The 16,516-nt window shown below is 73.0% G+C and carries 14 protein-coding genes; 4 read left to right on the forward strand and 10 right to left on the reverse strand.

The features are described 5' to 3' along the window. Positions 1-270 precede the first annotated feature (270 nt). Positions 271-774 (forward strand): MFS transporter, encoded by a 504-nt coding sequence (locus ABZ459_RS47620; protein WP_357986376.1) that lies wholly within the window; start codon positions 271-273, stop codon positions 772-774. Between the two features lie 135 nt (positions 775-909). On the opposite strand, the gene ABZ459_RS47625 is transcribed toward ABZ459_RS47620, so the two are convergent. Then, the gene (locus tag ABZ459_RS47625) at positions 910-2,055 is read right to left on the reverse strand and encodes an NAD(P)/FAD-dependent oxidoreductase (RefSeq protein WP_357986379.1); all 1,146 of its coding nucleotides are present in this window, start codon (positions 2,053-2,055) and stop codon (positions 910-912) included. A 57-nt stretch (positions 2,056-2,112) separates the two neighbouring features. Here ABZ459_RS47625 and ABZ459_RS47630 point away from each other — a divergent pair, with 57 nt between their 5' ends. The 3 genes from ABZ459_RS47630 (at position 2,113) to ABZ459_RS47640 (ending at position 4,486) form a co-directional block, all read left to right on the forward strand. Continuing rightward, a complete protein-coding gene (locus ABZ459_RS47630; protein ID WP_357986382.1) occupies positions 2,113-2,715 on the forward strand; it encodes a TetR family transcriptional regulator in 603 nt (200 codons plus the stop codon). 27 nt (positions 2,716-2,742) lie between these two features. Further along, positions 2,743-3,561, forward strand: a complete 819-nt coding sequence (locus tag ABZ459_RS47635) for an SDR family oxidoreductase (RefSeq protein WP_357986385.1) — start codon at positions 2,743-2,745, stop codon at positions 3,559-3,561. Positions 3,562-3,661: 100 nt separating this feature from the next. Continuing rightward, on the forward strand, positions 3,662-4,486 hold the full coding sequence (locus ABZ459_RS47640) for a GNAT family N-acetyltransferase (RefSeq protein WP_357986388.1): 825 nt from the start codon (positions 3,662-3,664) through the stop codon (positions 4,484-4,486). On the opposite strand, the gene ABZ459_RS47645 is transcribed toward ABZ459_RS47640, so the two are convergent. The 9 genes from ABZ459_RS47645 to ABZ459_RS47685 form a co-directional block, all read right to left on the reverse strand. Then, entirely contained in the window at positions 4,432-5,106 is a 675-nt protein-coding gene (locus ABZ459_RS47645; RefSeq protein ID WP_357986390.1) for an ATP-binding cassette domain-containing protein, read from the reverse strand. The two genes, ABZ459_RS47640 and ABZ459_RS47645, sit on opposite strands and share 55 nt — an antisense overlap. Next, entirely contained in the window at positions 5,106-6,905 is a 1,800-nt protein-coding gene (locus ABZ459_RS47650) for a dipeptide/oligopeptide/nickel ABC transporter permease/ATP-binding protein (RefSeq protein WP_357986393.1), read from the reverse strand. The genes ABZ459_RS47645 and ABZ459_RS47650 overlap by 1 nt, the downstream gene beginning before the upstream one ends. Next, on the reverse strand, positions 6,905-7,834 hold the full coding sequence (locus tag ABZ459_RS47655; protein WP_357986396.1) for an ABC transporter permease: 930 nt from the start codon (positions 7,832-7,834) through the stop codon (positions 6,905-6,907). Before ABZ459_RS47655 ends, ABZ459_RS47650 begins: the two co-directional genes overlap by 1 nt. Next, a complete protein-coding gene (locus ABZ459_RS47660; RefSeq protein WP_357986399.1) occupies positions 7,835-9,412 on the reverse strand; it encodes an ABC transporter substrate-binding protein in 1,578 nt (525 codons plus the stop codon). A 96-nt stretch (positions 9,413-9,508) separates the two neighbouring features. Next, complete coding sequence (locus ABZ459_RS47665) at positions 9,509-11,092, reverse strand: helix-turn-helix domain-containing protein (RefSeq protein WP_357986402.1); 1,584 nt, start codon at positions 11,090-11,092, stop codon at positions 9,509-9,511. Between the two features lie 29 nt (positions 11,093-11,121). Continuing rightward, a complete protein-coding gene (locus tag ABZ459_RS47670; protein ID WP_357986404.1) occupies positions 11,122-11,976 on the reverse strand; it encodes a serine hydrolase in 855 nt (284 codons plus the stop codon). Continuing rightward, positions 11,969-13,288 (reverse strand): serine hydrolase domain-containing protein, encoded by a 1,320-nt coding sequence (locus ABZ459_RS47675; RefSeq protein WP_357986407.1) that lies wholly within the window; start codon positions 13,286-13,288, stop codon positions 11,969-11,971. The genes ABZ459_RS47670 and ABZ459_RS47675 overlap by 8 nt, the downstream gene beginning before the upstream one ends. A 9-nt stretch (positions 13,289-13,297) precedes the next feature. Then, entirely contained in the window at positions 13,298-14,611 is a 1,314-nt protein-coding gene (locus ABZ459_RS47680; protein ID WP_357986410.1) for a serine hydrolase domain-containing protein, read from the reverse strand. Continuing rightward, a complete protein-coding gene (locus tag ABZ459_RS47685; RefSeq protein ID WP_357986413.1) occupies positions 14,575-16,422 on the reverse strand; it encodes a S9 family peptidase in 1,848 nt (615 codons plus the stop codon). Before ABZ459_RS47685 ends, ABZ459_RS47680 begins: the two co-directional genes overlap by 37 nt. Between the last annotated feature and the right edge of the window lie 94 nt (positions 16,423-16,516).

A 16,516-nucleotide genomic window follows, 5' to 3' on the forward strand; every position in this document is an offset into this window, starting at 1 on the left:
TTTTCACCTACCCATAAACTCCATCTCCCCCCGGGCGGGCGGTTCCCCACTATACAAGCCCCCCGGCCGCTTCTCGCGCAACGCGCGAGAAGCGGCCTTCTGCATGTCAGGCCCAGAGAGCCGCCGCTCCCGAGCGCGGCCCGACGCGGCCCGGGGTCGAGGACCGACGGGACAGCCGTCGGCGGTACGGGCGCGCACGAGCACGTAGGACCCTGGTGTGCACAGGCCCTCTGAACGTCCCTGCCCCTCGGGCTGCAGCAGCTGCGGGGCATGGGCGCCACACCGGCCGGTCTGGGGCTGTCCGCCGGAGCCATCACGTGGGTTGTCGGCGCAGGTCTGCAGGCCAGGCGGGACAACGGGAAGAACAGCACGCGCACGGCTGCCACCGTGCTGGGCTTCGCCGTCCTGCTGGCGGGCGTCGCCCTGATCGCGCTGACGATCCTGACCAGCGCACTCCCCTCCTGGCTCGCCCTGGTCGGATGGGCCGTCGGCGGCCTCGGCATGGGCATCGGCTTCAACGCCTCCACCACCGCCACCCTGGAGCAGGCCCCGCCGGAGCGGCAGGGTGAGGCCAGCGGCGCACTGCAGCTCGCCCAGACCCTGGCGACCGGGGTGATCGCCGGGCTCGGCGGCGCGGCCATCGCGTTCGCCCAGAACTACGGCGGCTCCACCCGCACCGCACTGCTGGGCGTCTTCGTCCTCACCGGCCTGCTGGCCATCGCGGGCATGCTGATCGCCCGCAGGCTGCGCCCCGAGGCGGCACGGCAGGGCTGACCTCCGTAGCGCCCGGTGTTCCGCCGGAGGGGCTCGGCCGAGGCCGCCGTCCCCCGCTCGCTGTCGTGCCGCGCGCGGTCGAGATGCGCGTCCCGCCGTTGCTCCTGCCGGCCGCCGACGGCGGGCGGCGCAGCCCTAGACGCGCCAGAGGGCGGCGAGCTGGCGGGTGGCCAGCCGGGACGGCACCGCGCGCAGCAGGGCGTCGCGCAGCGCCGCGGCGAGGCCGGTCCGGGTGGTCAGCCACGACTGCCGGGACGCCGCCCGCATCATGCGGTTGGCGCTGGGCCTGCGTTCGGCGTCGTAGCGCAGGAGCCGCCGGGCGGCGTCCGCCGGCTCGGCGCCGGTCAGGTGGCGGGTCAGTGCGGCGGCGTCCTCGAAGGCCTGGCTGGAACCCTGGCCGAGGTCGGGTGGCATGGCGTGCGCGGCGTCGCCGAGGAGCGCGATCCTACCGACCGCGTACGAGGGCAGGGGCGCGGCCAGGTGGGTGATCGGGTCGACGTAGATGTCGGCCGGCGGGGTGGCCTCGATCAGTGTCGCGACGAGGGGATGCCAGTCGGCCATCAGAGACGACATCTGCCGGCGCGCCTCCTCCGCGTCCGGCGGCTCGCCGTGCAGGGCGGAGTCGGTGAACCAGTACAGCAGGTCCGCGCCGACGGGATACAGGCCGAACATCGCCCCGTTGCGGCGGTCGACCAGCTGGCTGGTGAGCAGGTCCGCCGGCAGTCCGGGCGGACGGGGCAGCATGCCGCGCAGATCCAGCCGGCCGGTCCGGCGCACCCCGGGGTGGCCGGGGAAGAGTTGTGCCCGCAGCCGGCTGCCGATGCCGTCGGCGGCGATCACGGCGTCCGCTCTGGCGACGGGCTCCCCGCCGGCGATCACGGTCACCCCGGTGGAGTCGGGTTCCAGGCGCTCGACCGGGGTGGAGGTGCGCACCAGCTCGGCGGGAAGCGGGGCGCGCAGCGCCCGGTGCAGCCGCGCCCGGTCGATGATGACGGGTATCCCGATCTGCTCCCGCACCCGGTCCATGTCGGTGATCAGCAGCGGCCGTCCGCGCCGGTCGCGCAGCCCCCCGCGGCCCTCGTGCACGACGTGCGCGCGAACCTCCTCGCCCAGCCCCAGCGCGTCCAGCGCCCGGAGCCCGTTCGGCATGACCACGATCCCGGTTCCCGCCTCCCTGAGCTCGGCGCCGCGCTCGACGAGCGTCACCTCGTGACCCCGGCGATGCAGACCCACCGCGGCCGCCACTCCTCCGAGCCCGGCGCCGACCACCACGATCCTCACAGGGCCTCCCTATTCACTACGCTCGTACTAGTACGACTATTGGTTTAGCATGGCCGTATGCCGCCCACGAATCCGGCCCGTCGCCGCGCCCTGACCGATGCCGCCATCGCGCTGCTGGCATCGTCGGGCGTGCACGGGCTGACCCACCGCGCGGTGGAGAAGGAGGCGGACCTTCCGCCCGGGACCGCCTCCAACTACTTCCGCAATCGGGAGGCGCTGCTGGTGGCCGCCGCGGAGCGCATCGTCGAGCTGCACCTCGCCGACACCGGCCGGGCCACCGACCTGGCCGCCGAGCAGCCCGCGACACTGGCCGACCTGCTGACCGAATCGCTGCTCACGGCGGCGACCACACTGCGCGACCGCTACCTGGCGATCTTCGAGCTCCAGCTGGAGGCCGTGCGCCGTCCGGTGCTCGCCGCGGCCCTCGCGGGCCTGTCGGGCGCGGCGGCCAGGATCACCGCCGGGCAGCACGACAAACTCGGCCTCCCCGTCCCCCGCGAGCGGATCCCCATCCTGATCGCGCTCTACGAAGGGGCGCTGTTCACCCTGGTCACCGCACCGCCGCAGAACGTCCGCAGGGACGCCGTCCAGGCCCTGGTCCGCGCCATCATGGACGGCTGCGGACCGACTGATCCGGCGGATCGCGCTACTGTTCCGTAAACGGAACGCCTGACGAAGAGGAGCCACATGACGTCCCAGGAAGACAGGGCGATCCCCGGCCGCCCCGTGCACGCGGGGCCCGCCGGTCCGGAGGCGCCCCTGGCCGGGCAGGTGGCGATCGTCACGGGCGGCTCGGCGGGGCTCGGCCGGGCCATCGCGCAGGGGCTGGCGTCCGCCGGATGCACGGTGGTGCCGGCCGGCCGGCGGTTGTCGGCGTGCCAGGAGGCGGCGGCCGAGATCACCGCCGCGACCGGCGTCGCCGCCACGGGCATGGCCTGCGACGTCACCGACGAGGACGCGGTCCACGGTCTGGTGCGGGACGTCGTCGCCGCGCACGGCCGCCTGGACGTGCTCGTGACCAGCGCCGGAATCCAGGCCCGCGGCGAACTGGACGCCCTAGACGCCGCCACGCTGCGCCGCTGCCTGGACGTCAACGTCGTCGGCACCTTCCTCGCCTGCCAGGCCGCCGTACCGGTGATGCGCGCGGCCGGGTACGGCCGCATCGTCACCCTGGCCAGCGCTCTCGGGCTCGTCGGCGCCGCGGGCCGGGCGGGCTACGCGGCCAGCAAGGGCGCGGTCGTCCAGCTCACCCGCAGCCTCGCCGTCGAGCTCGCGGGCACCGGAATCTGCGTCAACGCCCTGGCCCCCGGCCCCTTCCGCACCCCGCTGAACGAGGGCGTCGAGGACGACCCGCACGTGCGGGAGTTCCTCGACCACCAGGTCCCCATGAGGCGCTGGGCCGACCCCGGCGAGCTCGTCGGCGCGGCGGTCCTGCTGGCCGGTCCGGCGGCCTCCTACCTCACCGGCGCCGTGCTGCCGGTCGACGGAGGCTGGACCGCCCACTGAAGGCGTCCGACCGCTGTCTGATCCCACGAAGCCCCGGGTGCTCTTTGGTGTCCCGCACGATTCGGTCCCGCCGCACGGTGCCGTAGCGTCACCGTGACACTTGAGCATTCGGAGGGCCGGCACGTTGATCGCGATCAGGGAACTCCATGGGATCGCGGAGTTCGAGCAGGTCAGTGAGCTGTTCGACGGGATCTGGCACTTCGACCCGGACAGCCGGCCGATCACGGTCGAGCTGATGCGGGCGATGTCGCACGCGGGCAACTACGTGGCCGGCGCGTACGACGACGCGGGCCGCCTGGTGGGCGCCTCCGTCGGCTTCTTCGGCGCGGCCAACACGTTGCACTCCCACATCACCGGCGCGGCGAGCGGCCACGGCGTCGGCTTCGAGCTGAAGCTGCACCAGCGCCGCTGGGCACTGGAGCGCGGCATCGACCGCATCACCTGGACCTACGATCCGCTGGTGCGCAGGAACGCCCACTTCAACCTGGCCAAGCTGGGCGCACGTCCCGAGGAGTACCTGCCGAGCTTCTACGGCGTCATGACCGACGCCATCAACCAGGGCAGCGACTCCGACCGGGTGCTGGCCTCCTGGTCGTTGTCGGCGCCGCACGTGGCGGCCCTCGTACGGGGCGAGCCCTGCCGGCGGCCCCTCCCGGCGGACGCCGCGGTCGTGCTGGCCGACGAGGACGGACGGCCGGTGACGCGCGACAGCGACGCCTCCACCCTGCTCGTGGCGTTGCCGGAGGACATCGAGGCGCTGCGCGTCGCGGACCCCGGAGCCGCCAAGGCATGGCGGCTGGCCGTCCGGGAGGTCCTGGGCGGCCTGCTCGTGGAAGGCGGCGTGGTGACCGCCTTCCACGACAAGGCGTTCTACGTGGTGGAGCGGCCCAGCCTGGGCACGGCCTCCAGCAGCGACCGGGTGTAGCCGTGGGTGGGGGCGCCGACCACTTCCTCGGTCGGCCCCAGCTCCACGATGCGCCCCTGGTGCAGCACCGCGACCACGTCGGAGACGTAGCGCACCACTGCCAGGTTGTGCGAGATGAACAACATCGACAGGCCCAGCTCGTCGCGGAGCCTGCGCACGAGGTTCAGCACCGAGCCCTGGACGGACACGTCCAGGGCGCTGGTGATCTCGTCGGCGACCAGCAGGTCGGGCTCGGCGCCCAGCGCCCTGGCGATGGCCACGCGCTGCCGCATGCCGCCTGACAGCTCGCGCGGGTAGCGCCGGGCCACCTCGGGCGGCAGGGAGACGAGCGACAGCAGCCTCTCGACCGATTCCTTGCCGCAGCCCTCGGCGACGGACGCCCCGACCCTCATCCGGGGGTCGAGCGAGGCGTAGGGGTCCTGGAAGACCATCTGGACGCGGCTGGCGCCGGTGATGGTGCCGGTGTGCGGCACCAGGCCGCTCACCGCCCTGGCCACCGACGACTTGCCCGACCCCGACTCGCCGACCAGCCCGACGATGGACCCGCTCGGCACCTCCAGGGTGATGTCGTCGACGGCGGTGAACGAGCCGAACCGCACCGTCAGGTTCTCGATGATCATCAGACCTCCCAGCAGGCGACCTGGTGCGCCTTGCCGTACGTCGTCAAGGGGGGACGCTCGCCGGCGCAGCGGGCCGTGGCGAGCTCGCAGCGGGCGGCGAAGGCGCAGCCGTCGCCCACGTCGGAGGGGGCGGGCTGTCGGCCGGGGATGCTGGCCAGCGGCAGTGACCTGTCGGTGTCCATGTCGGGCAGCGAGTCGATGAGCGCCCGCGTGTAGGGGTGCGCGGCGCCGCCGGCCAGCAGCTCGACCGGCAGTTGCTCGACGACGCGGCCGGCGTACATGACGACGACCACGTCGCACAGCTCGCCGACGACGGCGATGTCGTGGGAGATGAACAGGGCCGCCGCGCCGGTCTCGTCGGTGACCTCGCGCAGCAGCTTGAGTATCTGCCGCTGCACCGTCACGTCGAGCGCGGTGGTGGGCTCGTCGGCGATGAGCAGCCTGGGGGTGCCCATGAGGCCCATGGCGATGACCGCGCGCTGCCGCATGCCGCCGGACAGCTCGTGCGGGTGCCGGCGCGCCACCCGTTCGGGCGCGGGCAGGTGCACGTGGCCGAGCCGGTCGACGGCGCGCTGGTGGGCCTCCGCCTTGCCGGCGCCCTGGTGCACGATCGCGACCTCGGCCAGCTGGCCGCCGACCTTCAGCGCGGGATTGAGCGAGGCCATCGGGTCCTGGAAGACCATGGCGAGCGCGGTTCCGAGCTCCTTGGGCGACATCTCGGAGATCTCCTGGCCGGCCAGCGCCAGCCTGCCCGCCGTCACCACGCCCGGGTACGGCACCAGCCCGCCGATCGCGGCCGCGGTGAGGCTCTTGCCGCTGCCCGACTCCCCCACCAGCCCGGCGATCTGCCCGGGCGCGACGGTCAGCGACACCTCGCGCACCGGCGTGATGCCGCCCGGGAAGGTCACCGTCAGGTCCTTGACCTCCAGCACCGCCTCGGGGTCCGGCTCGCCGGGGACGGGCGGCGCGGCGGGCCTGGCCTCGCGCGTGTGCACGGCGGTGCGGGAGGCGGCCTTGGCCAGCGCGTCACCCAGCAGGTTGAAGCCGATGCCGGCCAGCGCGACCGCCAGGGCGGGCCCCAGCGCCACCTCGGGCGTGACGTAGATGCGGCCGAACCCGTCGAACAGCAGCCGCCCCCAGTCGAAGGCGGGCGGCTGCACGCCGAGCCCCAGGAACGACATCCCGGCCAGGCCCAGCAGCGCGCCGCCGAGCGCCTGGGTGAGGTTGAGGATGAGCGGCTCGGCGATGTTGGGCAGCACGTGCCTGGTCAGGATGCGCATGCGTGGCACGCCGAGCATCCGGGCGGCCGCCACGTAGTCGGCGCCCGCGACGGTCGCGGCCAGCGTCTGGGTGAGCCGGGCGAAGCCCGGGGCGATGGCCACGCCGATGCCGAGCACCGCGCCCTTGGCCCCGAGCCCGGCGACCACCGCGGTGAACATGGCCAGCAGCAGGCCGGGGAAGGCGACGAGCGCGTTGACGGCGCCGGTGACGAAGCGGGCGCCGCGCGCCGGCAACACCGAGGGCAGCGCGCCGAGCACGGTGCCGACGGCCGCGCCGAACAGCGTGGCCGCCAGCGCGAGCAGGAGCGAGAAGCGGCCCGCGACCAGGACCCTGGCCAGCAGGTCGCGTCCCAGGTTGTCGGTGCCGAACGGATGGGCGGCCGAGGCGCCCTGCAGGATGGCGCCCGCGTCGATCTTCTCCGCCGCCGCGCCCCAGATCGGCGGTCCGACGACGGCCAGGACCACCATGAGCGTGACCAGCACGGCTCCGGCGACGGCGGCCGGGGTGCGCAAACGCATCAGTTTTCCTTGATCTTGGAGGTGGGGTCGAGCGCGCCCAGGATCAGATCGACGGCGAGGTTCACGACGAGCACGATCGCGCCGTAGACGAGGATGACGCCCTGGGCGACGGGATAGTCCTTCTGCGTGATCGACTCGACGATCTTCAGGCCGAGCCCGGGCCAGGCGAAGACGTACTCCACGAGCACGCTGCCGGCGATCAGCGAGGTGAGCAGCAGCCCGCCCACGGTGAGCGTCGCGGTCAGCGTGTTGGGCAGCACGTGCCGCAGGTGCAGACGGGCTGCGGGCAGCCGTTTCGACCGGGCCAGCCGCACGTAGTCGGTGGCGAGCTCGCGCAGGGTCTCCACCCGGGAGATGCGGGCGATCATCGCGACCGGGCCGATCGCCAGCGAGGCCACCGGCAGGATGTACGACATCGCCCCCTCCTTGCCGGCCGGCGGGAACAGGCCGAGCCCGATCGAGAAGACCGCCACCAGCGCGATGGAGTAGAGGAACTCCGGGACGGCGACGGCGGTGCCGGTGACCGAGCTGAAGGTGATCTCGGTGCCCCGGTTCCTGCCGTTCTCCGTGCGGACGGCCGCCCACATGCCGAGCGGCACGGCCAGCAGCAGCGCCACCACGGTGGCCAGCAGCGCCAGGCCCAGCGTGTTGGGCAGCCGGGCGGCGATGATGTCGCCGACCGGCTCGCCCGTCAGGAACGAGGTGCCGAAGTCGCCGGTGAAGATGTGCCCGACGTAGGCGGCGAACTGCTCGGGCAGCGACTTGTCCAGCCCGAGCAGCTGCTCGCGGGCTTTGACCAGCTCGACCGGCGCGGCCGGGCCGAGCGAGGCCCGCACCGGGTCGCCGGGGATGAGGTGGATCATCGCGAACGACGCCACGAGCAGCACCGCCAGCGACACGACGAAGCGCACGAGGCGCCGTACGGTCACTCAGCCTCCCTGGGTGAGGCGGATCGTCGAGGGCAGGAACAGGCCGGCCATCGTCCGGAAGGTGGCGCCCTTGGTGGCGGTCAGCGTGTTCATCTCCACCACGGGCACCAGGTCGGCGTTGTCGAACAGGGCCGACTCCGACGCCAGCCACTTGGCGCAGCCCTCGGGGCCGGTCAGCTTGGCGGCCTCGGCGACCAGCCGCTCGTACTCGGCGTTCTTCAGGTGGGCGAAGTTGGCGCCCTTGGGGGCGGCGGGGCCGGACAGGAAGCCGACCAGTTGCGAGGGCAGCGTGACGCCGATGGGCAGCCAGACGACGTCCCAGTCCTGGGTGGCGTTGAGCGACTCCGACAGCTTGGTGTCGATGACGCCGTCGAGCTTCACGTCCACCCCGATCTTCTTCCACACCGCCGCCATGTACTCGGCGGCGGCCACCATGCTGGGGCCCTTGGTGGTGGCGTACAAGAGGCGCAGGGAGAGCTTCTTGCCGTCCTTCTCCCTGACGCCGTCGGCCCCGGTCTTCCAGCCGGCCGCGTCCAGCGCCGCGGTGGCGGCCGCCGTGTCGAAGGTGGGAACGTGACCGGTGACGGTGTCGCCCTGGCACGGGCGGGGCGGCGGCACGAGCGCGGTGGCCGGCTTGCCGGTGCCGCCCGTGGCGATGCCGCCCAGCTCCTTCATGTCGAGCGCCTGGGTCAGCGCCTTGCGCACGGCGGGATCGTGGCCGGGCCTGTCCTCGCCCTGGTGGTAGAAGAACTGGCCGTTGCCCTGCGGCTCGATCATCTTGCCGAGGGCGGGGTTGGCCTCCAGGCGGGTCCGGTCGGGGCCGAAGAAGGTGGCCGAGTTGAGCGAGCCGGCGAGGAGCAGGTTGGCCGCGGTCTGCTCGTTCGGCACCACCTTGAGCACGAGCGTCTCGGGGAGGTCCTTGGCGGTCGCGCCCTCCGGGCCCCAGGCGTACTCCCGGCGCACCTTGAAGGTGTAGTGGTCGCCGGGGACGGCCTCGGTGAGCTTGTACGGGCCCGTCCCTGAGGTGGTCCGCGCGATGAGCGAGCGGTCCTTGACGGCCTTGCCGCAGACGATGAACAGCAGCCGCGAGCTCTCCAGGATGAAGCTGAACGGCTCGGGCGTCGACAGGGTCACGGTGCCGGCGGTCTCGTCGGGCTCGGCCTTCATGCCGACCGGTACGAGCACGCCGTAGATGGGCGATTTCGTGGCGGGGTCGGCGATGTGGTTGATGTTCTCGGCGACGTCGGACGGGGTGAGCTTGGAGCCGTCGGAGCAGGTGACGTTCTTGCGCAGGGTGAAGGTCACCCTGTCGGGCTTGACGTCCCACTTCTCGGCCAGGGCGGGCACGGTCTTGCCGTCCGCCGAGACGGACACCAGGGTGTCGTAGGCCACCGACAGGACCTCGTTGGTGACCGAGAGCACGCCCGTGGCGGGGTCGAGCACCCCGGGGTCCGCGCTGATGGCGGCGGTGAACGTGCCGCCCGTGACAGGCTTGCCCGTGCTGCCCGCCGTACCTCCGCCGCTGCCGCACGCGGCCGCTAGCAGGGCCAACGCGGTGAGCACCGCTGTCTTCTTCATGGCGACTCCAGGAGAGCGTGGGGTGGTGACCCACCTTCGTCCCTCGCGGCCCGACCTTCTTCGTCGCCCTTCACAAAAAGCGCGGACGGCCTCGTGCTAGCGTCCGAAGATCCGCATCTGCAGCATCACCGTGAGTCGCGCGTCGGGGTCGGACAGGTCGAGCCCGCTGATCTCGGTGAGCCGCTTGAGCCGGTAGCGGAAGGTGTTGGCGTGCACGTGGACCTTCGCGCAGGCGGCGTTGACGTCGCCGAACGCGTCGAGATAGGCCCGCAGGGTGGCCACCAGCTCGCTGCCGTGCTCGGCGTCGTGCGCGAGCAGCCGCTCGTACGGGCCGGTGGGCACCTGCTCCTCGGCGGCGACCACGTCGGAGACCTGGAGCAGCAGCGACTCGAAGTGCACGGCCGTGTAGCCGGCGACCTGGCCGGCCAGGCCGCGGGCGCGCAGCACGCGCAGCGCCCGGTCGGCGTCGGCGCGGGCCCGCGCGACCTGGGAGAGGTTGGCGGCCAGCCGGCCGACCCCGATGTTGGCCGCGTGCCGCGGTCCGACCCTGGACAGGAACGACTCGGCGACGCGCACGGCACGCGTCTCCTCGTCGCCGCCCGAGCTCAGCGGGAGGACGGCGTAGGCGACCGAGCCGATCATCGCGGCGGCCGCCTTGGGATGGATGGCGCCGACGTGCAGCGCCAGGGCGTCGCAGAAACGTTGCCGGTCGCTCTCGGCGCGCGCCGGGTCGGCCGCGTCGCCGTCGGCGAGCTGGGCGGCGAGCACGCACAGGCGCTCGGTGGCGATGCCGAGCCGGCCCGCGGCGTCGGCCGCGTCGGAACCGCCGGCCAGGACCGTGGACAGCAGGTCGGCGCGCAGCCGCCGCTGGGTGTCGGCGCCGGCGCGCTCGCGCAGCAGCTGCAGCGCGACGATCTTGGCCGCGTCGGCCAGGGCGCGCTCGCGCTGCGGGGTGAGCGGCTCGCGCACGGCGACCCAGATGGAGCCGAGGATCTCGTCGCCGATCCGCACGGCCACGGCCGCCCGGTTGATGCTGTCGCCGTCGAGCTCGATGTAGATCGGGTCGCGGCTCTGGTAGAGCTTCTTGAAGAAGCCGCGCTCGTCGAGCATGCGCTGGAAACGCTCGGGCACCTGGCGGCCGAGCACGGTCTCGACCCGGCCGGGGTCGGCTTCGTCCTGCCGGCCGGAGAAGGCCAGGACGCGGGTCGACCGGTCCTCGATGGTGACGGGCGCGTCGAGCAGCGCGCAGACGGCGTTGGCCAGCGCGAACAGGTCGCCCTGCGGCCCCTTCTCGGGCATGGCCAGGTCGCCCTCGGCCAGCAGGGAGCGCAGCAGCGCGGCGACCTGCGACCAGGACGCGGCCCTGGTCAGCCCGAGCACGGCGACGCCGGTCTCCAGGACCTTGCTGCGCACCTGCTCGTCGACGTCGACCGGCAGCTTGACGACGATGCCGCTGGCCTCGCGGGCGGCGTCGAGCAGGCCGCAGATGGCGGTGGCGCCCTGCACGCCGACGGCCAGCAGCAGCCCGCCCGGCGGCACGTACAGCTCGTCGAGCGGGTCGTAGATGTGCACCCCGGTGACCTCGGTGTCGAGGTCACCGGGTGAGGCGGCCACGTCGAGGACCGTGCTGCCGAGATCGAACAGGATCCGCTCAAGGCTGGCGCGCGGACGGCTGTTCATCCGCTCACGATAGTCGACGTAGACCGTCATCAGCCGCGCAGGTGCTCGACGGCGAGACGGGCGGCCTGGCCGATGGCGGCGTCCGCGGCCGGAATGCGGAAGGCCAGGTTGTCGCCGTGCAGGAACACCGCGACGGCGTACCGACCGCCGTCGGGGTACTCCACGACGCCCGCCTCGTTGCGCACGCCCCACAGGGTGCCGGTCTTGGCCGACACCCGCACCTCGTCCGGGAAGCCCGAGGAGAGGCGGTGCGGCCAGACCTGCCTGCTCATGATGTCGCGCACCTCCGCGCACGCCTCGGCGGGGCCCGCCTCGTCGCGCCAGAGGAGACCGAGCAGGGTGGTGATCTCGCGGGGCGTGCCCGCGGTGGTCCGTTCCGGATCGCGTACGGCCAGCGCCCTGATCCGCTCCTCGGGGATGCCGGCCACGTCGATGGTGCCCAGCTCCTCGATCACGGACTCGAACAGCGTCGCGCAGCCGCCGATCAGGCGGGTGCGCCTGAGCCCGAGCTCCTCCAGCGTGGCGTTGACGCGATCCAGCCCCACCCGGCGCAGCAGCACGTCGGTGGCCGCGTTGTCGCTCATGGACATCATGAAGTGGGCCAGGTCGCGCAGCGTCAGCGACACGTCGTCGGCGCAGCCCGAGGTGCCGATGCCGCCGTCCTTGTCCGCCGCGGTGACGGTGAGCCGTTCGGTGCGGTCCACCTCGCCCGCCGCGGCCTGCCTGGCGTACTCCAGCAGGATCGGCAGCTTGAACACCGAGGCCAGGACGACCGGGGCGTCCGGGTCGAGCCCGGTCTCGGCCTCGCCGTCCACGTCGCGGGCGTGCACGAAGCCGCGCACGCCCGCCGCCGCGAAGACCTTCCGCGCGTCCTGCTCAAACACGGGGGACCGCGCGGCTGTTGTGCAGGTGCGTGGCGATCCCGTCGCGCACGACGAACGTGACGGTGTCGTGCCTGCCCTCCTCGGGCTGCTCGGCGATGAAGGTGTCCTCGGCGAGGTGGACGTACCTGGCGGTGGTGCCCTGCTGGCCCATGCTGGCCATGAACGCGCCGGGGATCAGGGTGACCTCGACGCCGCCGTCCGCGGGCGAGACCTCGTAGGCCATCTGCGGCCCCTCGTACCGGCCGGTGTACGGCGCGGCGTCCACGGCGCGCGGCTGCTCCGGCGGGGCGGGCAGGTCGGGGGCTGCCAGCCCGCCCTCCCTGAGCAGCGGCAGGAGCAGGTCGTTCATGACGCCGAAGAAGTTGCCGCCGTTCACGCTCATCGCGATCGCGTACGAGCCGTCGTCGGCCACCCGCCAGAACGTGCTCTGGCCCGGGGTCCCGCCGTCGTGGCCGTAGGCGCCCCAGGTGAACAGCTCGAAGCCGAGCCCCCAGTTGGCGGCCATCAGGCCGGGCACGCCCGGCACCGCGGCCTGCGGGGTGCGCATCGCGGCGACGCTCTCCGCCGACAGCACCCGGGTGCCGTCCTCGGCGAGGCCGCCCGCGGCGAACATGCGGCCGAACCGCACCAGCTCGCGCGGGGCCAGGCACATGGTGGACCCGGCGGGCGCGTTGGAGCGGGGCATCTGCCACTGGGGGCAGACGTCGTTGCCCGGCCTGATGTGCCCGGCCGCCGCGCGGAACAGCACGGCCTCCTCGGCCAGCAGCGCCGCGTGGGTGGCGCCGAGCGGCTTCAGCAGGTGCTCCCACATGGCCTGCTCCCAGGTCATGCCGCGCAGCCTGGCCACGATGGCGCCGAGCACGCAGTAGCCGGCGTTGCAGTACGAGAACAGCTCGCCCGGCTCGTGCACCTTGCCCGCGCCGTGCAGGTAGGTCACGAACTTGTCGAGGCTGTCGTCGCCGCGCCCGGTGTCCTCGAACAGGTCGCCGTCGAAGCCGCCGGTGTGCGTCAGCAGCTGCCGGACGCTGATCACGGCGTCGTAGGACAGGGCGAACTCGGGCAGGTACGCCCCGACCTCCTCGTCCAGGTCGAGCAGGCCCTCCTCGGCCAGCTGCATGATCAGCGCGGCCGTCCACACCTTGGTGGTGGAGCCGACCTGGAAGACGCTGTCGGGGGTGGTCTCGACGCCGGTGTTGCGGTTGACCACGCCCGTGGCCGCCTCATGCAACTGGCCGCCGGTCCACACGGCGATGGCCGCGCCCGGCACGTCGTGAGCCGCGGCCGCTTCGTCGAGGCGTTTCTGCAGGTCCATGCGGTCTCCTCAGGCGATCTTGGGGGTGGCGCGGACGCCGAGGTGGAAGTAGGGCGAGCCGTCGTCGAGCTGGTAGAACACGCCCGAGACCCAGTCGGGGTCGCCCTCGCGACGGCCGACGAAGGTGACGTCGTCGACCGCGACGAGGTCGAGGTCGAACGGCTCCTGAAGGGCGGCGAGCGCGCCGGTCGACTCGACGCGCAGCCTGAGCGCGCCGTCGTGCACGCTCGCGGTCATGCGCGCGCCGACCCGCTCGTAGACGCCGGCGTAACGCTCGACGTCCACCTGCACGGGGGTCTCCGGCGGGCCCAGCACCGGCGGCACGGCCAGGCCGTCGAGCTCGGCGAACAGCTCGGTGGCCACGGCGTGGGTGAGGGCGCCGCTGTGGCCGCCGTTGGTGGTCACGCACACGACGGTGCCGGTGTCGGGCACGACCCAGAGCATGGCGTGCTGGCCGATGGTGTTGCCGCCGTGCGAGATGACGCGGTGGCCCGACCACTCGTCCAGGATCCAGCCGATGCCCCACTGCCTGCCCAGGGTGTGCGGGTTGGGGATGTCGACCTGCGGCTCCCACATCGCCCGCGGGTCGTCCAGCAGGCCGCCCTCCAGGTGGGCGCGGCCGAAGGCGACCACGTCCCGCGGACGGGCGCAGATGAGGCCGGCCGGGCCGCACGAGCGCATGAGGCCCCACACCGGGGCCGCCTTGCCGTCCTCGACGTGGCCGTGCGCGGCGCGGAAACGCAGCACGTCCTCCGGCAGCGTCCAGGTGTGGGTCAGGCCGAGCGGCTCGCAGATGTTCTCGCGCAGCACCTCGTCCCAGGTCTTGCCCTCCAGCACCTCCAGGATGCGCCCGGCGATGACGAAGCCGGAGTTGCAGTAGGACTGGGTGGCGCCGAGCGGGTGGTTCTGCGCCAGGTCGGCACAGGCCTCGACGTACTTCTCGATGCAGTCGTCGCCGCGGCCGGTGTCGAGGAACAGGTCCCCGTCGATGCCGCTGGTGTGCGACAGCAGGTGCCGGACCGTGACGGTCTTGGTCACCTCGGCGTCGGCGACCCGGAAGCCGGGCAGCAGCTCGGCGACCGGGGTGTCCAGGGTCAGCCGGCCGCGCTCGACCTGCTGCATGAGCAGGGTGGCCGTCCAGACCTTGGAGACCGAGCCGATCTGGAACAGGGAGTCGGGGGTCGCCTCCACGCCGGTGTCGACGTTGAGCACGCCCGCGGCGAACTCGTGCAGCTCCCCGTTGTGCAGGTAGGCGAGCGCCGCGCCCGGGACCTCGTACTTCTCGATCAGTTCGGCGAGACGCTGACCCATTGTTCCAGCCACGCGAGGATCCTTTCGTTGTAGTCGAAGCGGTGTGATGGCCGTCCGTTGAGGATAAAAAGGTGTGAACCACCGGGATACCGGACCAGACGGACCGGCACCCGGCGCTCGCGCAGCGCCTCGAACCACTGCTCTGCCTGGCCGATCGGGCAGCGGTCGTCCGACCCGCCGTGCAGGATCAGCGTCGGGGTGACGACGTCGCCGGCGTAGGTGATCGGCGACTGGTCGACGAACTCGTCCCTGACCTCGTGCTTGGCCAGGAAGTAGCCGAGGTCGGCGGTGCCGGCCATGCTGCGCAGGTCGACCACGACCCCGCCGGGGACGGCCGCGGCGAAGCGCCCGGTCCTGCCGGTGAGCCAGCAGGTCATGTAGCCGCCGTAGCTGTAGCCGGTGACCGCCAGCCGGGCGGGGTCGGCGACGCCCTCCTCGACCAGGACGTCGAGCGGGGTGAGGAAGTCGTCCTCGTCCGAGAGGCCCCAGGCGCCGGCCGTGGCGGTGTAGAACGCCTCGCCGTACCCGTCGCTGGCCCGGGGGTTCACCAGCAGCACGGTCCACCCCTGGGCGGCGAGCGCCTGGTGGTAGAGGTGCACGCCGTCGAACACGGGCGCCCAGGCGTTGTGCGGGCCGCCGTGGATGTCCAGCAGCAGCGGGCCCGGCTCGGTGAGCGTCTCGTCGCGCAGCACGAACGCCTCGACCGGCGTGCCGTCGGGTGCGGTGAAGGTGCGGCTGCGCGCCTGGAACAGCTCGACGCCCTCCGGGGCGTGGTCGGTGAGGGCGTCGCCGTCGAGGTAGACGTCACCGGCGCTGCGCGGCGTGGCGGCGACGTAGGCCACCCGGCCGGCGGCGACGCTGACGCCGGCCACGTTCCGGTCGGCGTCGACGATGCGCTCGGCGACGCCGCCGGGCGCCAGCCGGTACAGATGGGTGAATCCGCGGTCGCGGACGCAGAACAGCAGGTCGTCGCCGCTGAGCGTGGGCGTCGCCCCCGGGTAGCCGGGCGCGCCGATCATCACGTTGCGGTCGAGGCCGGTCTCGATCTCGGCGAAGTCATCCCCTTCCAGGGCGAACAGCCGGGTGTGGCCCTCGGGCACGCCGCGGTAACCGGCCACGATCCAGCGGCCGCCCAGCCACCAGACGCCCATGCAGATCACGCCGTCGCCGCCCACGCGTTCGAGGGCGCCGTCCTGCTTGGGCTCGACCAGGTAGAGGCCGCCGCAGATGTCCAGGTCGCGGTCGGGGTCCAGGCCGGCGGTGAAGGCCAGCAGGTCGCCGTCCGGGGCCCAGGCGGGCGCGCCGGCGTGGAAGTCGCCCGAGGTCACCTGTGCCGAGGCGCCGTCCTCGACGTCGACGACGAACAGGTGCGTGGTCAGGCCGCACAGCAGCCCGGCGCCGTCTGCCTTGTATTCCAGCGTGTCGATGACGATGGGCGCGTTCGGGTCCACCTCGCCGGACGGCCCGGCGTAGGCGATGCGGGTGCCGTCGGGCGACCAGACGGGCACGCCGGCGCCGAGCGGCGCCGAGGTGAGAACGCGCGGCTCACCGCCGTCCATGGGCAGCAGGTGGATCTGCGGCGGCCCGCCGGCCGGGCGCAGGAAGGCGAGGGTGCGGCCGTCGGGCGACCAGCGGGGGGCCGCGCCGGTGGCCAGCCTGCGCGGGGCGGCGCCCGGGGTGGCCAGCCAGATCTCGGTCACGTTGGCGTCGGACTTGCGGTCCGCGGTCGTCAGGGTGTAGGCGACGGCGGAGCCGTCCGGACGCAGTTGCGGATCACCGGGTACGGCCAAACCGTACAGGTCGTCGAGGGAGAGGCGGCGCATGACCGAACGCTAGGCCAGGCCGCCGCAGTCCTCTTCATCGTGGACGACGAATAGCGTCTGAGACCTTGTGCCCGGGGCCAAAGCGCCCCGGGCC

Source organism: Nonomuraea sp. NPDC005692, assembly GCF_040631115.1.
Taxonomy (GTDB): Bacteria; Actinomycetota; Actinomycetes; order Streptosporangiales; family Streptosporangiaceae; genus Nonomuraea.